At 36.7% G+C, this 17,122-nt stretch carries 21 protein-coding genes; 2 read left to right on the top strand and 19 right to left on the bottom strand.

From position 1 onward, the window contains the following. Positions 1 to 9: 9 nt before the first annotated feature. From CMCT_RS07240 to flhB, 19 genes are all read right to left on the bottom strand, one after another. Positions 10 to 636, bottom strand: coding sequence for an FKBP-type peptidyl-prolyl cis-trans isomerase (locus CMCT_RS07240; protein WP_034968587.1), 627 nt, complete (start codon positions 634 to 636; stop codon positions 10 to 12). Between the two features lie 90 nt (positions 637 to 726). Then, positions 727 to 1,566 (bottom strand): tol-pal system YbgF family protein, encoded by an 840-nt coding sequence (locus tag CMCT_RS07235; RefSeq protein WP_171993460.1) that lies wholly within the window; start codon positions 1,564 to 1,566, stop codon positions 727 to 729. A gap of 3 nt (positions 1,567 to 1,569) precedes the next feature. Continuing rightward, positions 1,570 to 2,067, bottom strand: a complete 498-nt coding sequence (locus tag CMCT_RS07230) for an OmpA family protein (RefSeq protein ID WP_034968590.1) — start codon at positions 2,065 to 2,067, stop codon at positions 1,570 to 1,572. Between the two features lie 53 nt (positions 2,068 to 2,120). Next, positions 2,121 to 3,383 (bottom strand): Tol-Pal system protein TolB, encoded by a 1,263-nt coding sequence (gene tolB, locus CMCT_RS07225; protein ID WP_176325087.1) that lies wholly within the window; start codon positions 3,381 to 3,383, stop codon positions 2,121 to 2,123. A gap of 17 nt (positions 3,384 to 3,400) precedes the next feature. Next, positions 3,401 to 4,195 carry a TonB C-terminal domain-containing protein gene (locus CMCT_RS07220; protein ID WP_244948641.1) on the bottom strand — a complete coding sequence of 265 codons (795 nt, stop codon included), beginning with the start codon at positions 4,193 to 4,195 and terminating at the stop codon, positions 3,401 to 3,403. Between the two features lie 94 nt (positions 4,196 to 4,289). Beyond that, positions 4,290 to 4,682 carry a biopolymer transporter ExbD gene (locus CMCT_RS07215; RefSeq protein WP_034968592.1) on the bottom strand — a complete coding sequence of 131 codons (393 nt, stop codon included), beginning with the start codon at positions 4,680 to 4,682 and terminating at the stop codon, positions 4,290 to 4,292. Between the two features lie 5 nt (positions 4,683 to 4,687). Continuing rightward, positions 4,688 to 5,263, bottom strand: a complete 576-nt coding sequence (locus CMCT_RS07210; protein WP_082198650.1) for a MotA/TolQ/ExbB proton channel family protein — start codon at positions 5,261 to 5,263, stop codon at positions 4,688 to 4,690. Further along, positions 5,264 to 5,653: an ATP synthase F1 subunit epsilon gene (gene atpC, locus CMCT_RS07205; protein ID WP_034968595.1), complete on the bottom strand. Its 390-nt coding sequence runs from the start codon at positions 5,651 to 5,653 to the stop codon at positions 5,264 to 5,266. 11 nt (positions 5,654 to 5,664) lie between these two features. Continuing rightward, entirely contained in the window at positions 5,665 to 7,062 is a 1,398-nt protein-coding gene (gene atpD / locus CMCT_RS07200) for a F0F1 ATP synthase subunit beta (protein ID WP_034968597.1), read from the bottom strand. 18 nt (positions 7,063 to 7,080) lie between these two features. Next, complete coding sequence (atpG, locus tag CMCT_RS07195; protein WP_034968599.1) at positions 7,081 to 7,968, bottom strand: ATP synthase F1 subunit gamma; 888 nt, start codon at positions 7,966 to 7,968, stop codon at positions 7,081 to 7,083. Positions 7,969 to 7,977: 9 nt separating this feature from the next. Next, on the bottom strand, positions 7,978 to 9,495 hold the full coding sequence (atpA, locus tag CMCT_RS07190; protein ID WP_034968601.1) for a F0F1 ATP synthase subunit alpha: 1,518 nt from the start codon (positions 9,493 to 9,495) through the stop codon (positions 7,978 to 7,980). Between the two features lie 13 nt (positions 9,496 to 9,508). Next, entirely contained in the window at positions 9,509 to 10,039 is a 531-nt protein-coding gene (locus CMCT_RS07185; protein ID WP_034968603.1) for a F0F1 ATP synthase subunit delta, read from the bottom strand. Continuing rightward, complete coding sequence (locus CMCT_RS07180; RefSeq protein ID WP_034968605.1) at positions 10,039 to 10,545, bottom strand: F0F1 ATP synthase subunit B; 507 nt, start codon at positions 10,543 to 10,545, stop codon at positions 10,039 to 10,041. The genes CMCT_RS07185 and CMCT_RS07180 overlap by 1 nt, the downstream gene beginning before the upstream one ends. A gap of 9 nt (positions 10,546 to 10,554) precedes the next feature. Continuing rightward, positions 10,555 to 10,977, bottom strand: a complete 423-nt coding sequence (locus CMCT_RS07175) for a FoF1 ATP synthase subunit B' (RefSeq protein ID WP_034968608.1) — start codon at positions 10,975 to 10,977, stop codon at positions 10,555 to 10,557. Between the two features lie 89 nt (positions 10,978 to 11,066). Beyond that, positions 11,067 to 11,933, bottom strand: a complete 867-nt coding sequence (locus tag CMCT_RS07170) for a ParB/RepB/Spo0J family partition protein (protein ID WP_034968611.1) — start codon at positions 11,931 to 11,933, stop codon at positions 11,067 to 11,069. An 8-nt stretch (positions 11,934 to 11,941) separates the two neighbouring features. Then, the gene (locus CMCT_RS07165) at positions 11,942 to 12,724 is read right to left on the bottom strand and encodes a ParA family protein (RefSeq protein ID WP_034968612.1); all 783 of its coding nucleotides are present in this window, start codon (positions 12,722 to 12,724) and stop codon (positions 11,942 to 11,944) included. Then, on the bottom strand, positions 12,721 to 13,311 hold the full coding sequence (locus CMCT_RS07160; protein ID WP_244948677.1) for a biotin--[acetyl-CoA-carboxylase] ligase: 591 nt from the start codon (positions 13,309 to 13,311) through the stop codon (positions 12,721 to 12,723). Before CMCT_RS07160 ends, CMCT_RS07165 begins: the two co-directional genes overlap by 4 nt. A gap of 25 nt (positions 13,312 to 13,336) precedes the next feature. After that, entirely contained in the window at positions 13,337 to 14,242 is a 906-nt protein-coding gene (gene fmt / locus CMCT_RS07155; RefSeq protein ID WP_034968615.1) for a methionyl-tRNA formyltransferase, read from the bottom strand. Positions 14,243 to 14,298: 56 nt separating this feature from the next. Beyond that, a complete protein-coding gene (flhB, locus tag CMCT_RS07150; RefSeq protein ID WP_169753064.1) occupies positions 14,299 to 15,378 on the bottom strand; it encodes a flagellar biosynthesis protein FlhB in 1,080 nt (359 codons plus the stop codon). 166 nt (positions 15,379 to 15,544) lie between these two features. On the opposite strand from flhB, the gene CMCT_RS07145 reads away from it, so the two are divergent. Together CMCT_RS07145 and rplU are read left to right on the top strand one after the other, a co-directional pair. Further along, complete coding sequence (locus tag CMCT_RS07145; RefSeq protein WP_034968618.1) at positions 15,545 to 16,576, top strand: cytochrome-c peroxidase; 1,032 nt, start codon at positions 15,545 to 15,547, stop codon at positions 16,574 to 16,576. 139 nt (positions 16,577 to 16,715) lie between these two features. Continuing rightward, positions 16,716 to 17,027, top strand: coding sequence for a 50S ribosomal protein L21 (rplU, locus tag CMCT_RS07140; protein WP_034968621.1), 312 nt, complete (start codon positions 16,716 to 16,718; stop codon positions 17,025 to 17,027). The last annotated feature ends 95 nt before the right edge of the window (positions 17,028 to 17,122 follow it).

Here is a 17,122-nt window from a genome sequence, read left to right as displayed (position 1 = left end):
TGGCATTTCTTAGTGATGGTGTCCGCCACAACATCCGCCGTGGTGGTGATGATCGTCATCATCGTCCTCTCCAGCACATCCGCATCCGCCACCGCCGTGTCCACCACAACATCCGCCACCGCCGTGATGATGGTGATGTCCGTGATCACCTCCGCCACATCCGCAAGTGTGAGCTCCGGCTACCATACCAGTGGCTTTCTCATCCTCACTTGCCTCTCTAATCTCTAAAATTTCAACGTTAAAAAGCAGGTCTTTACCAGCGTAAGGGTGGTTAAAATCTACTACAACTTCATCATCTTTTATCTCTTTTACGATTACTCTAACGCTTGAGCCGTCTTCATTTTGTCCAAAAAGCTCCATACCAGTTACTAGCTCGATACCTGCAAATTGCTCTTTTGGTAGTGCTTGTACGGCCTCATTGTTGTATTCTCCACAAGCCTCGGCTGCTTTGATTTTTATCTCTTTTCTATCTCCAGTTTGTAGCTTTAAAACCTCTTCTTCTAGCTTTTCAATAACGTGTCCACGACCAGTAAGGAATGAAATTTGTGTCCCACCTTGCATATTTGACTCTAAAATTTCGCCTGTATTTGCGTCTTTTAGTTCATAAAACATTGTTACAACTTGTTCTTTGCTCATATAATCTCCTTGTTTAAAATATTATGGTGGTTGATTATATCTAAAAAAGATTAAAATAGTGTTTTTGTGTTGTAAATTCGGCTAATTTATTTAGTCGCGTTGTGGCGCTGCTTGTGCTTCTTTTGTATCAGGATAGCCCACTTTAAGTGCCTTATAAAAGCGATTTGCACTAGCGGTATCGCCTACTTTATCAAAGCTAATTGCTGTGTGATATAGTAGTCTTGGCATATACGAAGCCTTATCATCGCCTTGAACGCTCTTTTGATAGTAGCCAATTGCTTCAGAATACATCTTCTTTTTATAGGCTATTTCGCCTAGGTAGTAGTTTGACGCTGATGGTTGATACTTTTTTGTTAGCAGATACTCAAAATGCTCTTTTGCATCTTGGTCTTTGTTTGAGTTAAATAGCTTTACTGCTTCGCTCATAACTGTTTTGTTGTCTTTTTTTGATAGATCGTTTGAGCTAGTAGGTTTTGTATCTTGTTTTGCGTTATTTATCGTTTGTGTTGATTTTTTATCTATCAATGCACCCAACTGATTTAATGTTTTTGTGATTTTTTGGTAGTTTTTCTCTTGGATAGCTCTTGTTTCGTAACTATATTTTTTTAGCTCAGCAATGGAATTCCCGCCACTAGTAGCATCTCCATTTACTCTAAGCTCAAGATCGCTAATGCGTTGCTCTATCCTTGACATACGAGAATTTATACCATCAAGAACGCTTTGTAATCCTTGTATCTGTTCAATAACCGAACTTAAATCGCCTTGCAAACTTTGGACATTACGTTTATTTTTTAAAAGCTCTTTTTCATTCTCTGTAAGACCATAAGGATTTTCGGTATTTAAATTTCCGGCGTCAAACGCAGAAACTTGAGCATACAACGACATAGCAGAGGCTACCATAAAGGTAGCCAAAAGAATTTTTCTCTTCATAAATTATGGAAGAACTTTAAATTCTACACGTCTATTTTGAGCGTCACAAGCTTTTGATTTGTCTGAGCAAACAGGGTTGCTTTCGCCAAAACTTACAACAGCTATTCTATCAGCCGATACGCCATTGCTTACAAGAGCGTCTTTTACGCTTTTAGCACGCTTAAGTCCAAGAGCATAGTTGTACTCATCTGTACCCCACTCGTCGCAGTTACCTTCTACTTTTACTGATAGAGCTTGAGCGTCAGCTTGGTTAAATAGTGAAGCGTTTGAGCTTACTACGCCTTGCTGATCTGCTTTAACATTGAATTTGTCAAAGTCAAAATATACATTTTTAACTTGACCTTGAATGCTTGCAATTAGAGCATTTAGTCTGTCATCATCGCTCATTGAGTTTGATGAGCTATTCATATTTGCGTTTGTGTCTACCTCTGGGGCTTTTGAGCTACAACCACTAAAAACTAACGCCGCAACGGCAACACTTGCTAGAACAATTTTTTTCATACTAATCCTTTTTAAAAAATTTCGTGCAATTATATCATAAAATTTAAAAAATATTACCAATCTATTGACTGAATTTTGCCTATTTTTAATGGAAATTGGAAACTTCTATTTTCATTTAGTCTAATAACACCAAGTGAGCTTTGAGATCCAAGCTGTTTTATAAATACAACACTCTGCCCGTCGCTTGAAAATCTTGGATAGTTGTTTTTACCACTAGCCGTTAGCTGTCTTATAAAATCGGTTTGGGTTGAGATTAGATATATGTTAAATGAGTTGCTTGGATCGTCTGAGCTTTCACGGCTAGAATAGACTATGTAGCTACCATAGGTGCTAACTGAGTTGTTGTTTTTGCCGTGATATACCATTTGCTCGACGCTACCGCCGCTAGAGCTTACTGAAAATATATTTGGATAGCCAAGTCTATCTGATACGAAAACTATGCGTTGATCGTCATCTACGAAATTTCCATTAACATCAATACCAATGTAGTTTGTGACTTGAGTTAAATTTTTGCTATCAAGACTATAAACATATATGTCAGGTTGATCTTTTGGAGCCATAGTTAGTAAAATTTTTCTTCCATCTTTGCTTACGTCAGAGGCTATTAGCATACCGTTACTATCGATAATCTTTGCCTTTGTCCCACTATTTAGGTCGTATCTAAAAAGTGTTGGTTTGTTGTTTATGTATGTTGTGTAGTAAAAAGCGTTTTGCTCAGCTCCAGCCCATTTTGGGAATATGTTTAATCCGCCTCTTACTATTGTTTTTTGATATGTTAAAGTGTAGTCAGCTACTGCTATTTCGCTCTCTTTGGCTGATGTGTATTTTGAGAAAATAATATACTTTTCCATCCAGCCAACTGGTGGTAAATTTAGCTCATTTACTAGCTCAACTATGCTTTTATGTGCCAAAAATGGATATTTTGAGCCTGTCATAGTGTAAATTTTCTCATATTTTACACTTGCCTTTTTTGCATCAATTAGCTTTACTTTTAAAGATAGATCTGAATTTGCTGAGCCTTCAAGAACATATCTAAAGATTAGCTCAGCACCCTTATCGCTCATTGTATTTGTTTGAGAGTCGCCCTCATATGTCGTGCTTACGTGATCTTCTATGATCTCAAAATCAGAGCTGACCTTTAAATCGCCAAGCATAATTTTAAAAAATTTATCTTTAAATGCTGGGTCGCTAATTAACGTTGTAGCGTCTTGAAGCACTATTTTTGGTAGTGCTATTCCTTGGTTTATGACCGAAATAGTCGCATCTGTCGCAAAAAGAGCTAGTGCGAAAGATATGAAAACTATGATTTTTTTCATCTTTTCTCCGTTTGGGTTTATTGTGTTTCTAGTTTATCTTCTAATTTTAAATTTAAAGTAATAGGTGTGCCATTTGGCGAGAACGGGAATTTCTCGTTGCTTAAAATTTCTAGGCACTCTTGGACTTTTTTATTGAAATTTTCATTATACGGAAGTTTTAAAATTTTGTAGCTAAAATTCCCGCTTCCGTCGATAGTTACAGAAATTTCCGCAACATCGGCGGTATTTGCTTTGTAGCTACGCCACCTGCGTTCTATTTGTTTTGTTATAGCACCAAGAAGCGGATTATAAATGCCCGTTTTTTGCTCTTTTGGTGTGGAGGCTGTTTTATCAAGTTTTAGACTTTTTATAATATCGCTTGCTGCTGTGCTTGGCTTTTGCTCACTTTGTTCATTTTTAAGTCTAGACTGAGTCTTTTGCTCTTTCGGTTTTTCGCTTGGCTTTAATTTGCTTGTATCTATATCGCTAAATAAATTTTTAATATCTGGTTTTTGCTCTTTTGGCTCATCTTTTGCTATCTCTTGAGCTTCTTCTGTTATTTGTGGGATTGGTTTTGGCTCAGGTTGCTTTTGCTCTTTTGGTTCTGGTGGCAGTGTAGGAGTTGGCAACGGCTCATCTGGTATGACTGGCTTATTTGTCGTTTGTGGCTTTGGTTGCTCTTTTTTTTCCTCTTGCTGTTTTTCTTCTTTTTTGATCTCTTCTTTTTGCTCTGGTGCTTTTAGCTCATTTTTTTCCTCTTTTTGATCAGGGACTAAAATATCTATAAAAGCGTCTTTATCGTCTGTATATCTTTTTGCTGGTTCTGTAAACATAGTTAAATTTATAAATAATATTATAATGATAAAGGTATAAATAGATAAAGCTACAAAAAATGAGCTAATTGTGGGGAATTTTGCTTTAAACATTTTATCCGTTTGTTTGCAGTGCTACCTTGCTAAAACCAGCATTTTTCAGGCTTTTTAGCACAAACATAACATCATCATATTTTAAATTTTTATCAGCTTTTATGTATATTGGTGACTCTTTGTCATACTTTTGGCTCATCAAAATGACATTATCTGGGAATTCCTCTATGCTCATTAAGCTTTGCTCTATTCTGACCTGTCTTTTTTCGTTGATTAACACAACTAAATCTTTTTGTTTAACAGATGAGGCTTTTGTTTTTGAGCCGTCAGGGAGTTTTATATCCTCTTGATATGTTATGGTTGGCATAGTGACCATAAGGATAGCCAGAAGAACAAGCATAATATCAACCAGCGGAGTTATATTTAACTCCGGAGCATCATTATCAAATTTCATAGACACTATGCTTCTTCTTTCATACTAAGTAAAACATCAGCTTCTCGCTCTATTGTTCCCATTAGTTCGTAAGCTTTTCGTTTTATTAAAAGATTAAAAGTATATGCCGGAATAGCCACAAATATACCAGCACCAGTAGCAACTAATGCTTCTGATATGGCTGGTGCTATCACTCCAAGAGAGGCATTACTGCCATTTCCAAGCCCTGAAAACGTTTCAAGAATCGATATAACAGTTCCAAAAAGACCTATAAAAGGAGATGTTGAAGCTATAATGCTTAACCACACAAGCCCACTTGTCGCATTTTTTTCAGCTATACTTATGCAGACATTTAACTTTTCTTTTGTTATTTTTCCAGATAAGCACTTTCTTAAGGACGCATCTTGCGGGAGTGTTTTTGCCCCCATAAGAAGCGATTCTAGTGCAGTTTGCTCAATTTTTTGCCAAGCACCAAGACCGGCTGTTCGTGAGAAAAGTATGGTAAAGCTGATTATAAAATATATAGATAACCAGCTTAAAACAACTATGGTAATAAAACTACTTCTTGATATGTAGTTTAAAAATATATCTATTCCGCCCACTTATCTTGCTTTCACTATATTTTCCATTTTTGCAATAGTGTTTGCAAAAACGCTTGTATTGCTACTCATGCTCTCTATAAGTTCGCGAGCTTGTTGTAAAGAATTTGCAAGATCGCTCTCGCTATTCCCTGCTACGTAGACGGCTCCATCGGCTAAAACTACCACTTTGCCTTCGTCTATCTTTGCGTATCCCCAGTTTATGGCAACCACGTCGTGTTTTTTATCTTTATTTTCTATATCAATGATACCTGAACTAAGTAGAGATATTAACGAAGCGTGGTTTGGCAATACGCCAAACTCACCATCACTTCCTGGGAGCACTACGCTATTTACTTCATCTGAAAAAATTTTACCTTGAGGGGTCACTATTTCAAGATGCATTGTATTCATTGTGCTTCCTTTTAAGCTTTAAGTTTTTCAGCCTTGGCTATCGCTTCGTCTATGCCACCAACCATATAAAATGCTGCTTCTGGCAAGTGGTCATATTTGCCTTCTAAAATCCCCTTAAATCCAGCTATACTCTCCTCAAGAGTTACGTATTTGCCAGGGCTTCCTGTAAATACTTCTGCAACGAAGAATGGCTGAGATAGGAATCTTTCGATCTTTCTAGCTCTATCAACAGTTACTTTATCCTCTTCACTAAGCTCGTCCATACCAAGAATTGCTATGATGTCTTGCAAATCTTTATACTTTTGTAAAACTGCTTGAACGCCACGTGCTACCTTGTAGTGATCTTCGCCTAAAATTTGCGGATCAAGCATACGTGAAGTAGAATCAAGTGGGTCAACCGCCGGATAAATACCCTTTTCTGCAATAGCTCTGTTTAGAACGGTTGTTGCGTCAAGGTGAGCAAAAACGGTCGCTGGTGCTGGGTCGGTAAGGTCGTCAGCTGGAACATAAACGGCTTGAACTGATGTAATTGAGCCTTTTTTAGTTGATGTGATTCTCTCTTGAAATTTACCCATTTCACTTGCTAGAGTTGGCTGATAACCAACGGCTGATGGAATACGTCCTAAAAGTGCTGACATTTCGGCACCTGATTGTGAAAATCTAAAGATATTATCTATAAACATAAGCACGTCAAGACCCATTTCATCTCTAAAATACTCAGCCATTGTAAGACCAGTTAGTGCGATACGATTTCTTGCTCCTGGTGGCTCGTTCATTTGTCCGTAGCATAGGGCAACTTTATCCAAAACATTTGACTCTTTCATCTCGTGATAAAGGTCATTACCTTCGCGTGTTCTCTCGCCAACACCCGCAAATACAGAATAACCGCTATGTTTAAACGCAACGTTATGGATAAGCTCCATAATAATAACCGTTTTACCAACACCAGCACCGCCAAATAGTCCAACTTTACCGCCCTTTGCATAAGGTGCAAGAAGATCAACAACCTTAATGCCGGTTTCAAAAATTTCGCTCTTTGTGCTTTGTTCTTCAAATGCTGGCGGATCTCTGTGAATTGACCAGTGTTTGTCAAAATTGATATTTTCGCCCTCGTCAATAAGTTCACCAACGACGTTAAAAATTCTACCCAAAACCTTCTCGCCAACTGGAACACTAATAGGTGCTCCAAGTGCTTTAGCTTCAAGACCACGAGTTAAACCTTCGCTCATATCCATAGCAATTGTTCTAACTCTGTTGTCTCCTAGGTGGGCAGCAACCTCAAGAACTAGTCTATTTTTTTTGCCCTCAACTTCGAAAAAAACTTCGATAGCTTCGTTAATTTTAGGGAGATAGTCGTTAAAATCAACATCAACGACAGGCCCCATAACTTGGCTAATAATACCTTTCATTTATACTCCTTTGTTTTCTTACTTCATTGATTCAACGCCACTGATAATCTCGATAAGCTCAGTGGTGATAGATTCTTGTCTTGCTTTGTTGTAAGCAAGATTTAGTTGTTTTACACGTTCTTTTGCGTTATTTGTTGCATTATCCATCGCTTGCATTCTTGAGCTATGCTCAGCTGCAAGAGAGTCAATAAGCGAATAGTACATACTATACTCAAAATACTTCTTCAAAAGTTCGTCTAAAATTTGAGCATTGTTATCTTCAGGTTCAAATTCCATTAGGGAATTTGTCTGAATTTGATCAACTTTTGGTGGCTCAATAGGTGCTATATCGTTTATTCTGATCTCTTGAGAAATCATATTTTTATAGCCATTGTGTATAAGTATGATCTTATCTGTTGCACCATTTACAAAATCATTTATGGCATCTTGTATAATATTTTGAGCTTTTTCATAGGTTGGCGATGAGCTTGTGCCTATGTATGTCTCAAGCAGATCAATGCCTTGAAAATTGAAAAATTCAATCCCTTTTTTGCCAACTGCGCGCAAACGCACCTTGATTTTTTTGGATTTAAATTCCTCTATCATTCTTCTTACGTTTTTGATAGTTTGAACGTTAAATCCACCACAAAGTCCCTTATCTGCAGTAACAAATATAATATCAACCTTTTCTATGTTTTTGTTGGTATCAAAAAATTTGCTCTCATTTGCTACCGAGCCATACTGGTTGATTTTATATGCTATCTCTGAAAGGACTTCGTTTATCTTAAGTGCATACACACGAGATTTACGTGCTGCCTCTTCCGCTTTTCTAAGCTTTGCGGTAGAGACAAGTTTCATGGCACGAGTGGTCTTTTGTGTATTTTTGACACTCTTGATATTTCGTTTTATATCTTTTAAATTTGACATATTTAGCCCTTAGTTAGCAGAAAAAGTCGCTTTATAGTCTTTCAATGCTTTATGTAATAGCTCTTCAGCTTCTTTATCAAGTGCTTTTTTTGTTCTAATTTGCTCAAAAATTTCAGGGTATTTAGCCTCTATGTAAGGATAAAGCTCTGCCTCAAATTTCGTAACACTCGTTGTTGGAACATCGTCTAAATAGCCTTTTGCACCAGCAAATATTATTAATACTTGATTTTCTACTGCAAGTGGGCTATATGGCGGCTGTTTTAGAACTTCAACCATCTTCTGACCACGCTCTAGTTGTTTTCTTGAGCTTTCATCAAGGTCGCTTGCAAACTGAGCAAACGCTTGAAGTTCGCGGTATTGAGCTAGGTCAAGTCTTAGGTTACCTGAAACTTGTTTTGTAGCTTTAATTTGTGCAGCACCACCAACACGAGATACTGAAAGGCCAACGTTAATAGCTGGACGAATACCTGAGTTAAATAGATCGGTTTCAAGGAAAATTTGTCCGTCTGTAATAGATATAACGTTTGTTGGAATATACGCTGAAACGTCACCCGCTTGTGTTTCGATGATAGGTAGAGCTGTTAAAGAACCAGCACCTAGCTCGTCATTTAGCTTACTTGCTCTTTCAAGTAGTCTTGAGTGTAGGTAGAAAACGTCACCAGGATATGCCTCTCGACCTGGTGGGCGGCGAAGAATAAGCGACATCTCACGATATGCAACAGCGTGTTTTGATAGATCATCATATATTATAAGTGCGTGGCGTGAGTTATCGCGGAAATACTCACCCATTGTTACACCAGCGTAAGGTGCTAGATACTGAAGTGCTGCTGTATCAGACGCACCAGCATTTACAACGATAGTATAGTCCATAGCACCATACTCTTCAAGTTTTTTTACAACCTGAGCGACTGTTGATTGTTTTTGACCGATAGCAACATAGATACAAACAACATCTTGACCTCTTTGATTGATGATAGTATCTATAGCAACAGTTGTTTTACCTGTTTGGCGGTCGCCTATGATTAACTCACGCTGACCTCTACCGATTGGCACAAGTGCGTCAATCGCTTTAATGCCAGTTTGAAGTGGCTCGTGAACAGATTTTCTAGCCATAATACCTTTAGCTTTTTCCTCAACGAAGCGAGTTTCAGTAGCCTCAATAGGCCCTTTTGCGTCTATTGGCTCACCAAGTGCATTTACAACACGTCCGATAAGTGCGTCACCTACTGGCACACGAAGTAGTTTTTTAAGACGTTTAACAGAGCTTCCCTCTGTAATGTTGCTTGTTTTGCCAAGAATAACGATACCTACACTACTCTCTTCAAGGTTAAGAGCCATACCTCTTTCACCACTTTCAAACTCAACCATCTCTCCTGCCATAACGTTTTTAAGACCATATACGTTTGCAACGCCATCTGCAACAGAGATAACCTTACCAGTTTCCTCAACATCAACGCTTAAATCAAAATTTTCAATTCTTTCTTTGATTATTGCGCTAATTTCATCAGCTCTATTCTTTGCGCTCACGCTTTCTCTCCTTTTAAATTGCTTTTAATATATATTCACTTAATTGAGCTCTTAATCTATCAACAGAGAAGCTCACCTCTATTCCTAGGTCTTTTAGCTCTATTTTAATTCCATTGTAGCTATTTTGAGAATTTTCTAGTTTTATATTTGCATTAAAACGTTTTGAAAATTTCTCTTCAAGCATTTTAATATCGCTATCACTTAGGCTAGAATTTCCATATATCTCACCGATATATATGTTTTCTATAATTGACTTTTGAGCTTTTAGCTCAGCAGATATATTTGGTATCAGCCCTAATCTTTTGTTTGAGCCAAGAAGTTTTATGAAATTTTTAAATTTCACACTTGGATTTTCGGCTAAAGATATGATAAAATCAACCTTTGATGACGTTTTTAATGTCGGCAAATTTATAATATTTACAAATTTGTTTGAGTTAAAAGCACTAGAAATTTTATCTAAACTACCTATAAAATTTTCAAGCTCAATTTTATCTGTTCCATTTAGGATTGCTTTGACATATTTTTTGGTTGTTGTTTCATTCATCAGCTAACCTTTTTAAGGATAATATTTACAAGCTCTTTTTGATCTACTTTTAGATTATCGCCTGCAAATACTTCGTTTAAAATTTCATTTACTACGACTTTTGTCATCTTTCTCTCTTCAAATTCTTGCTGTTCTTTGAAGCTCTTTTCGAGATTTGCTATCTCTTGCTCACTATCTTTTTTAACCTTTTCAGATATTAAAACAGCCTCTTTTCTAGCTGTTTCTATAAGACTTGCAGCGTTTAGCTTTGCTTCTTCAACCTTTTTAATTGCCTCATCTTTTTTGTGTTCTGAAGCTTGTAATTTATCTTGTATTGTTTCTAATTTGTTTGCAATGCCATTAATTCTATTTAGATACATCTGTTTTAAAGGCTTTGCGGCAAAATATAAAAGTATGCCAAAAAATAGCAAGAAGTTTAGTGTTCTTTCTATTATGTCATAGTTTGTCCCACTACTACTAGCAAATGCAAATATAGGCAGGATAAGTAAAATAGTAAATTTTCTCATAACACCACCTTAAATTCTTACTAATTTTTCGCTCAAAGCTGTTTTAAGCTCAGGCATTTTTTGACTTAAATTTGCTTTTAGCTCATCTTTTTGCACATTAAGAGTGCTTAAAAATGACTCATAACTAGCCTCAAGAGCACTTCTCTTGGACTCTATCTCCTTTGTAGCAGCATTTTTAGCAGCATTAAAGGCTTCTTGTCGTATCTTTCCTGCTTCGTTTCTAGCATTTTGTAGGATACTTTGCACTTCTGCTTCATAAACGCTAAGATCGCTAACATTCTTGTTGGCACTATCTTCATCGATCTTTATAGACGCATTTCTATCATCTATAAATTTTAGCATCGGTTTATAAAGCAAAGGGTTTAATATCGCTATAAGCCCTAGAAAAACGACAGCTGTTAAGATAACAAGAGATGGGTTTATCTCTAACATCAACTCTCCTTAAATTTTGTTTATAAACATCAAAAAATGAGCCCAATTTTACTATAAATAAGTAAAAAATAAAATAAATTTCAAATGAATTATCTTATTTTATCTATAAAATCGTTAATTTCAGAGATATTTTTGAACTCAATTATTAAATTTTTATTTTTTATTTTAGATGTAAAATTTAGATTTTGTATATTTTTTTGAAGTTTTAAAAGAGCGTCTTTATACTCTTTATCCTCTTGCAAAATTTCTTCTTTTGGTGTTTTTTTCTCTTTGATTTTTCTGACCAAATTTTCCGTATCTCTTACGTTTAGCTTTTGTCCGATGATGGTATCAACCACCATTTTTTCGTCATTTGGTTCAAGTCCCACAACTATTTTTGCGTGACCTTGCGTGAGTTTGTCATCTATTAAAAATTGTTGTGTTTGTTTTGATAACGTTAAAAGTCTAAGCGTGTTTGTAATTTGAGTGCGTGACTTGTGTATTATATTTGATAGTGCTTCCTGGGTTATCTTATACTCGTTTATAAGTTCTTGATATGAGTTTGCTAACTCAATTGGGTTTAAATTTTCACGTTGGATATTCTCAATCAAGGCTATTTCGCGTAAATTTTTAGACTCTAAATCCGCGACTATGGCTTTGATTTTATTCTCTCCAAGTAGCTTTGTAGCCCTGTATCTACGCTCTCCAGCTATTAGCATATAGCCATCTTCTTTTCTTATGACTATAATTGGCTGAATTAATCCGTGGCGTTTGATGCTTTCGCTTAGCTCTTTTAAAGCTTCTTCGTCAAAGTGTTTTCTAGGCTGATAAGGGTTTGGTGAAATTCTTGAAATTTCTATCTCTTCAACGACATCTGAGCTTAGACCAAAGTAGTCAAGAACCTCGTCATCTTCGTAAGCTGATCTAGCATCTGAGAGCATATTTCCAAAATTTATTTTTACCTTTTCCTTTGCCATTATTTTCCTTAATTGAGTATTGAGTATGCTAAATTTTGATAGGCGATAGAGCCTGGAGATTTTATATCATAAAGTATGACAGGTTTGCCAAAGCTAGGGCTTTCTGCGAGTTTGATATTCCTTGGGATAACTACAAATTCCTCATCTCCATCTTTTGTGGTAAAGAGCTTGCTTTTAAAATTCTCTTTTAGGTTATTTATCGCCTCTTTTGATAGGTTATTTTGAGAGCTAAACATCGTTGGTAAAAATCCACGCACACTTAGTTTTGGATTGATAGTTTTTTTGATATATTTAACGGTGTTTAGTATCAACGCCACGCCGTCAAGTGCGTAAAATTCGCACTGGATTGGTATGATGACACTATCACTTGCACTAAGAGCATTTACCGTTATGCCACCAAGTGCTGGAGGGCTATCGATGATGATAAAATCGTAGTCATCTTTTACTTCTTCTAATTTTTTGCGTAAAATTAGCTTTAGCTCTTTGTCTTTATCGTTAAATTCTCTCTCAATGCTTACAAGTCCTATATTTGACGGAGCTAAAAATAGCGTAGGAATTTGCGTTTTTAAAACTATTTGTGAAAGCTTTTTTGAGCCTGTTAGCACGTGATAAATGTTAAATTCGTAGTCGCTTCTTTTATACCCAAGTCCCGTTGTGGCATTTGCTTGAGGGTCGATGTCTATTAGTAGGACTTTTTTCTCAGCTACTGCCAAAGAAGCGGCTAGATTGACTGCGGTGGTGGTTTTGCCTACGCCACCTTTTTGATTGGCTATGGTTATTACTTCGCTCATCTTAAAGAATACACCTTTTTGTCGTTTAATAAAATAGCTCCATCTTCACAGAGTGTAGCGTCCGCTAAATGCACGTTCTGATCGTTGATGTGAGTAATGAAGCTTTTTGATTTGACAAATTCTACACTAAATTTGCTAAAAATCTGCTTCCACGAAAATTTTTTTTCAAGCTCGTTTAAAAAGCCGAAAGCTACGTCATTTGCATTTGTTTTGATATCTAAGATAGCCGAATTTTCAGGTGCATTAAGTATATTTAATCCCACACTACCAATATACGTGTTTGAAATTTTCGTGCTAATGACTCCGCCGATTTTAAGGCTATCTATATAGAGATCGTTTGGCCATTTTACCCAGACTTTTGAGCCTAAATTTTGCAGATAAATTTTCATTATCATAGCAAAATATATTGACACTGACGCGTCGTTTAAATCGCTTGGCAGAGCAGTTTTATCTAGGCAAAATGATAAGAATAGATTACCGCTAAGACCGCTCCAGCTGTTTCCTCTACTACCTATCCCATTTGTTTGATTTTTTGCACAGATTGCACTTGGCGGTTTGATACTGCCCTCTCTTATGCTGTTACACATTAAAATATGCGTAGAATCGCACTCGTCAAGAAATTCTATCACCAACGCCAAGCCTTTTTCCGTTTATATATATAGGTGCGTCTAGCGGTTTTTTGCTCGGTTCTTGTAGTGTAAAAATTTCAACCGACTCATCGCTAGTGCCAACGATAATGCTGTTTTTTGTAATTTGTAAAATTTCGCCGACATTGCCCCTTAGGCTAGATGGCTTTAGGGATAAAATTTTAAGCCCACTGCTTAAAAACATACCTGGCCACGGTGTAAATGCACGAAATTTGTTATAAATTTCCTTGGTTGTTTGGTTAAAGTCAAAAAGCCCCATCTCCTTTTTTATTTTTTTACATATGCTTGATTTGCTCTCATCTTGTGGCTGTTTTTGTATAGTGTGAAAATTCTTAAGCGTGTCGATGATAAGCTCTGCTGCCATATCGCCAAGCTCATCAAACAACTCACCGCTCGTTTTATCGCCACACTCCGTCTTTGAAATTTGTAGTATCATACCAGTATCAAGTCCAGCGTCCATAAGCATTGAGGTTACTCCGGTTTGGGTTTGTCCATCTAAAATAGCACTTTGAATAGGACTTGCGCCACGATATTGCGGCAAGATTGACGCGTGTAGATTTATGCAAGGAGCGATATCTAAAATGCTTTGTGGCAAAATTTGCCCATACGCCGCTACAACGATAAAATCAGGTTTTAGCGAGGATATAAATTCTGTTGTTTGTGGATCTTTTAGGTTTTTTGGCTGGTGTATTTTTATGTCTGGGTGGTTTTGGATTAAAAATGCCTTTACGTCAGGCGGGGTTAAAATTTGCTTTCTGCCGACTGGTTTATCAGGCTGGGTAAATACGGCTGATATGTTGATTTGATTTTTTATTAAATTTCTTAAAATTTTTGTGGCATACTCGGGAGTGCCCATAAATACGACGTCCATATTTTTCCTATTTTTTGAGTTTTTGTAATTCTAACTAAAAGTTGGTTAAAGCTTTTTTATTTAGATAGGCGGTCTTTAAATTTGCTTTGGTTGCCCATGTATACAAAGCTTAATACTTCGGCGACGGCACGAAATAAATTTGCAGGGATTAAGTCATCTACTTCGCAAATTTTATAAAGCTCACGCGCAAGTGGCGGATTTTCTACGATCTCTATGTTATTTTCTGTGGCTATTTTTCTTATCCTTAACGCCACTAAATCAACGCCCTTTGCAAGAACTATCGGCGCCTCCTCTTTTGTCTTATCATAACGCAAAGCAACGGCGTAATGAGTTGGGTTTGTGATGACTACATCAGCTTGTGGGACTTGTTGCATCATACGTTTTCTGCTTGCCTCCATTTGTACACGCCTAATTCTAGCCTTTACCTGTGGATCGCCCTCCATTTGCTTGTATTCATCTTTTATCTCTTGTTTGCTCATTCTTAAATCTTTAAAGTAGTTAAAGCGAACTATCAAAATATCGGCAAGTGCGACAACTAAAAGGACTATTAACATTACTCCAACTAAAATTAGCATCTTCTCTTTTAGCCAACTTAGCTGATCAAACATACTAAAAAATAGAGTGTGTGGAAGCTCTTTTATGAATTTTAAAAAGAAGTAAAAACCTACGCCAAAAACAGCTGAAACTTTTGCTACTATCTTTATGCTCTCTATCACTTTTTTCATAGAAAATAGGTTTTTTAAGCCCTTTATCGGGTCTATTTTTTTAAGGTCTGGCGTTATAGGTTTTGTTGTAAAAATAAATCCAAACTGCATTATGGATGCTAAAATTCCACCGATTGCCACGCAAACGCATACGGGCAGTATCATCAGCAAAACTCTAGCCATTGTGTTTAGGGCTATTAGGTGTATGGTTGGGATTGTTAGCTCTTTGCCTATAAATTTTGAGTAGTATTGATACAGGCTAACGACTTGATCTTGCATAAAACCAAGCATTGCTATTAGTACACCTATGCCTATTATGAGTGTGATAAAACCGCTCATATCTTGGCTTTTTGGGACGTTGCCGTCCTTTTTGGCGTCGCTTATTTTTTTGTCGGTCGCTTCTTCGGTTTTCTCCTGGTCATCGCTAGCCATTATTATCCATTATTTTTGAAATTTTGCGTGATTATAACTAAAATTTTATTTATATTCATCAATTTTATAAATAATATTTTTTATTAGATAAGAATTTTATTTGTATTTAATTTTATTTAAAATATAATTCGCAGAGTAATTTTTAATTTACATAAAGGAGATTTTTATGAAAAAATTTTTATTTTTACCATCTATAGCATTGGCTAATTTATTATTGGCTGATAACTTAATAGAGGAGGCTTTAAATAATGGTTTAGTTGCGCTTCCTAGCGACAGCAGTGCTCTTTCAAAACTAATAGAGAGTGCTTCTTTGGATGCAAAAAATTATCCTACAACAGACCAGCGTGTAGAATTGGGAAAAAGGCTATATTTTGATCCTAGATTATCAAAATCAGGCATAATTAGCTGTAACACCTGTCATAATTTAGGGCTTGGTGGAGCTGATGGAATTCCAGCCTCAACAGGGCACAAATGGACGCCAAATCCGCATCATATTAATGCCCCAACTGTATATAATTCAGTATTTAATTCTGTGCAATTTTGGGATGGCAGGGCAGCTCATCTAGCCGCACAAGCTGCTGGTCCGATGACAGCCGAGCCTGAAATGGCTTCAACCCCTGAGCTTGTCGTAGATAGGCTAAAATCAATCCCAGCTTACGTTGATGAGTTTAAAAAGGCGTTTAATAGTGAGATAAATTTTGAGCTTGTCACAACTGCAATTGGGATTTTTGAAAGAACATTAGTAACACCTTCTAGATTTGATAAATTTTTAGAAGGTGATATAAATGCATTAACAAAAGCTGAAAAAGTAGGACTAAAAACCTTTATAGACAAAGGCTGTGCAACATGTCATAATGGCATAAATTTGGGTGGAGCATTGCAACCTTTTGAAGTGGCGTCAAAGTATCAGTTTGCAGATGTTGGCGACTTTAAAGGGGACGCAAATGGTATGGTAAAAGCCCCAACTTTACGCAACATTGAGCTAACAGCGCCGTATTTTCACAATGGCGCGATTTGGTCGCTAAAAGAGGCGATAAAGACTATGGGTAGCGTCCAGCTTGGTATTGATATAAGCGACAAAGAGGCGGATAGTATCGGAATTTTCTTAAAATCACTAACAGGCGATATGCCAAAAGTTGAGTATCCAATGCTACCAGCATCAACGGATAAAACCTCAAAACCAGAGCTTGATTATTAAAATTTAGGGGCGAAAAACTCGCTCCTAAGTTGCTTTTTATAAATTTTTAGCTAAAATCCGACTTTTTAAGTAACAAAGCTCCATAAATCTTTGAAATTTCAAAGTGCTTTTTACTAACTTACCAAAAGAAGGGATAGCAATGAAGTATGCTATTATAAAACACGGCGGAAAGCAGTATAGAGTGAGCGAAGGTCAGTATCTAAACCTTGATCGCTTTGAAGCTGAGCCAAAATCATCTGTTGAGATTACAGATGTTTTAGTCGTTAATGACGGCGAAGTAAAGGTAGGTGCGCCATTTGTTAAGGGTGCAAAAGTTGTCTTAGAAGTAGTAAATTTAGGTAAAGACAAAAAAGTCGTTATCTATAAAAAACGAAGAAGAAAAGACTCAAAACTAAAACGCGGTTTTAGAAGACAATACACACGCGTAAAAGTCGTAAGCGTAAAAGCTTAGAGCGGCGATCGCGAAGTATCGTAAAGCTAGGCTAGGCGATTTTAAAATTTTAAACGTAGCGGACTTTTCGTCCGTGAGTGCGAAGTTTTAAAATC

Source organism: Campylobacter mucosalis, from assembly GCF_013372205.1.
Lineage (GTDB): Bacteria > Campylobacterota > Campylobacteria > Campylobacterales > Campylobacteraceae > Campylobacter_A > Campylobacter_A mucosalis.
The sequence above is the reverse complement of the archived record's forward strand: the minus strand, read 5'-3'. Positions and strand labels throughout refer to the sequence as shown.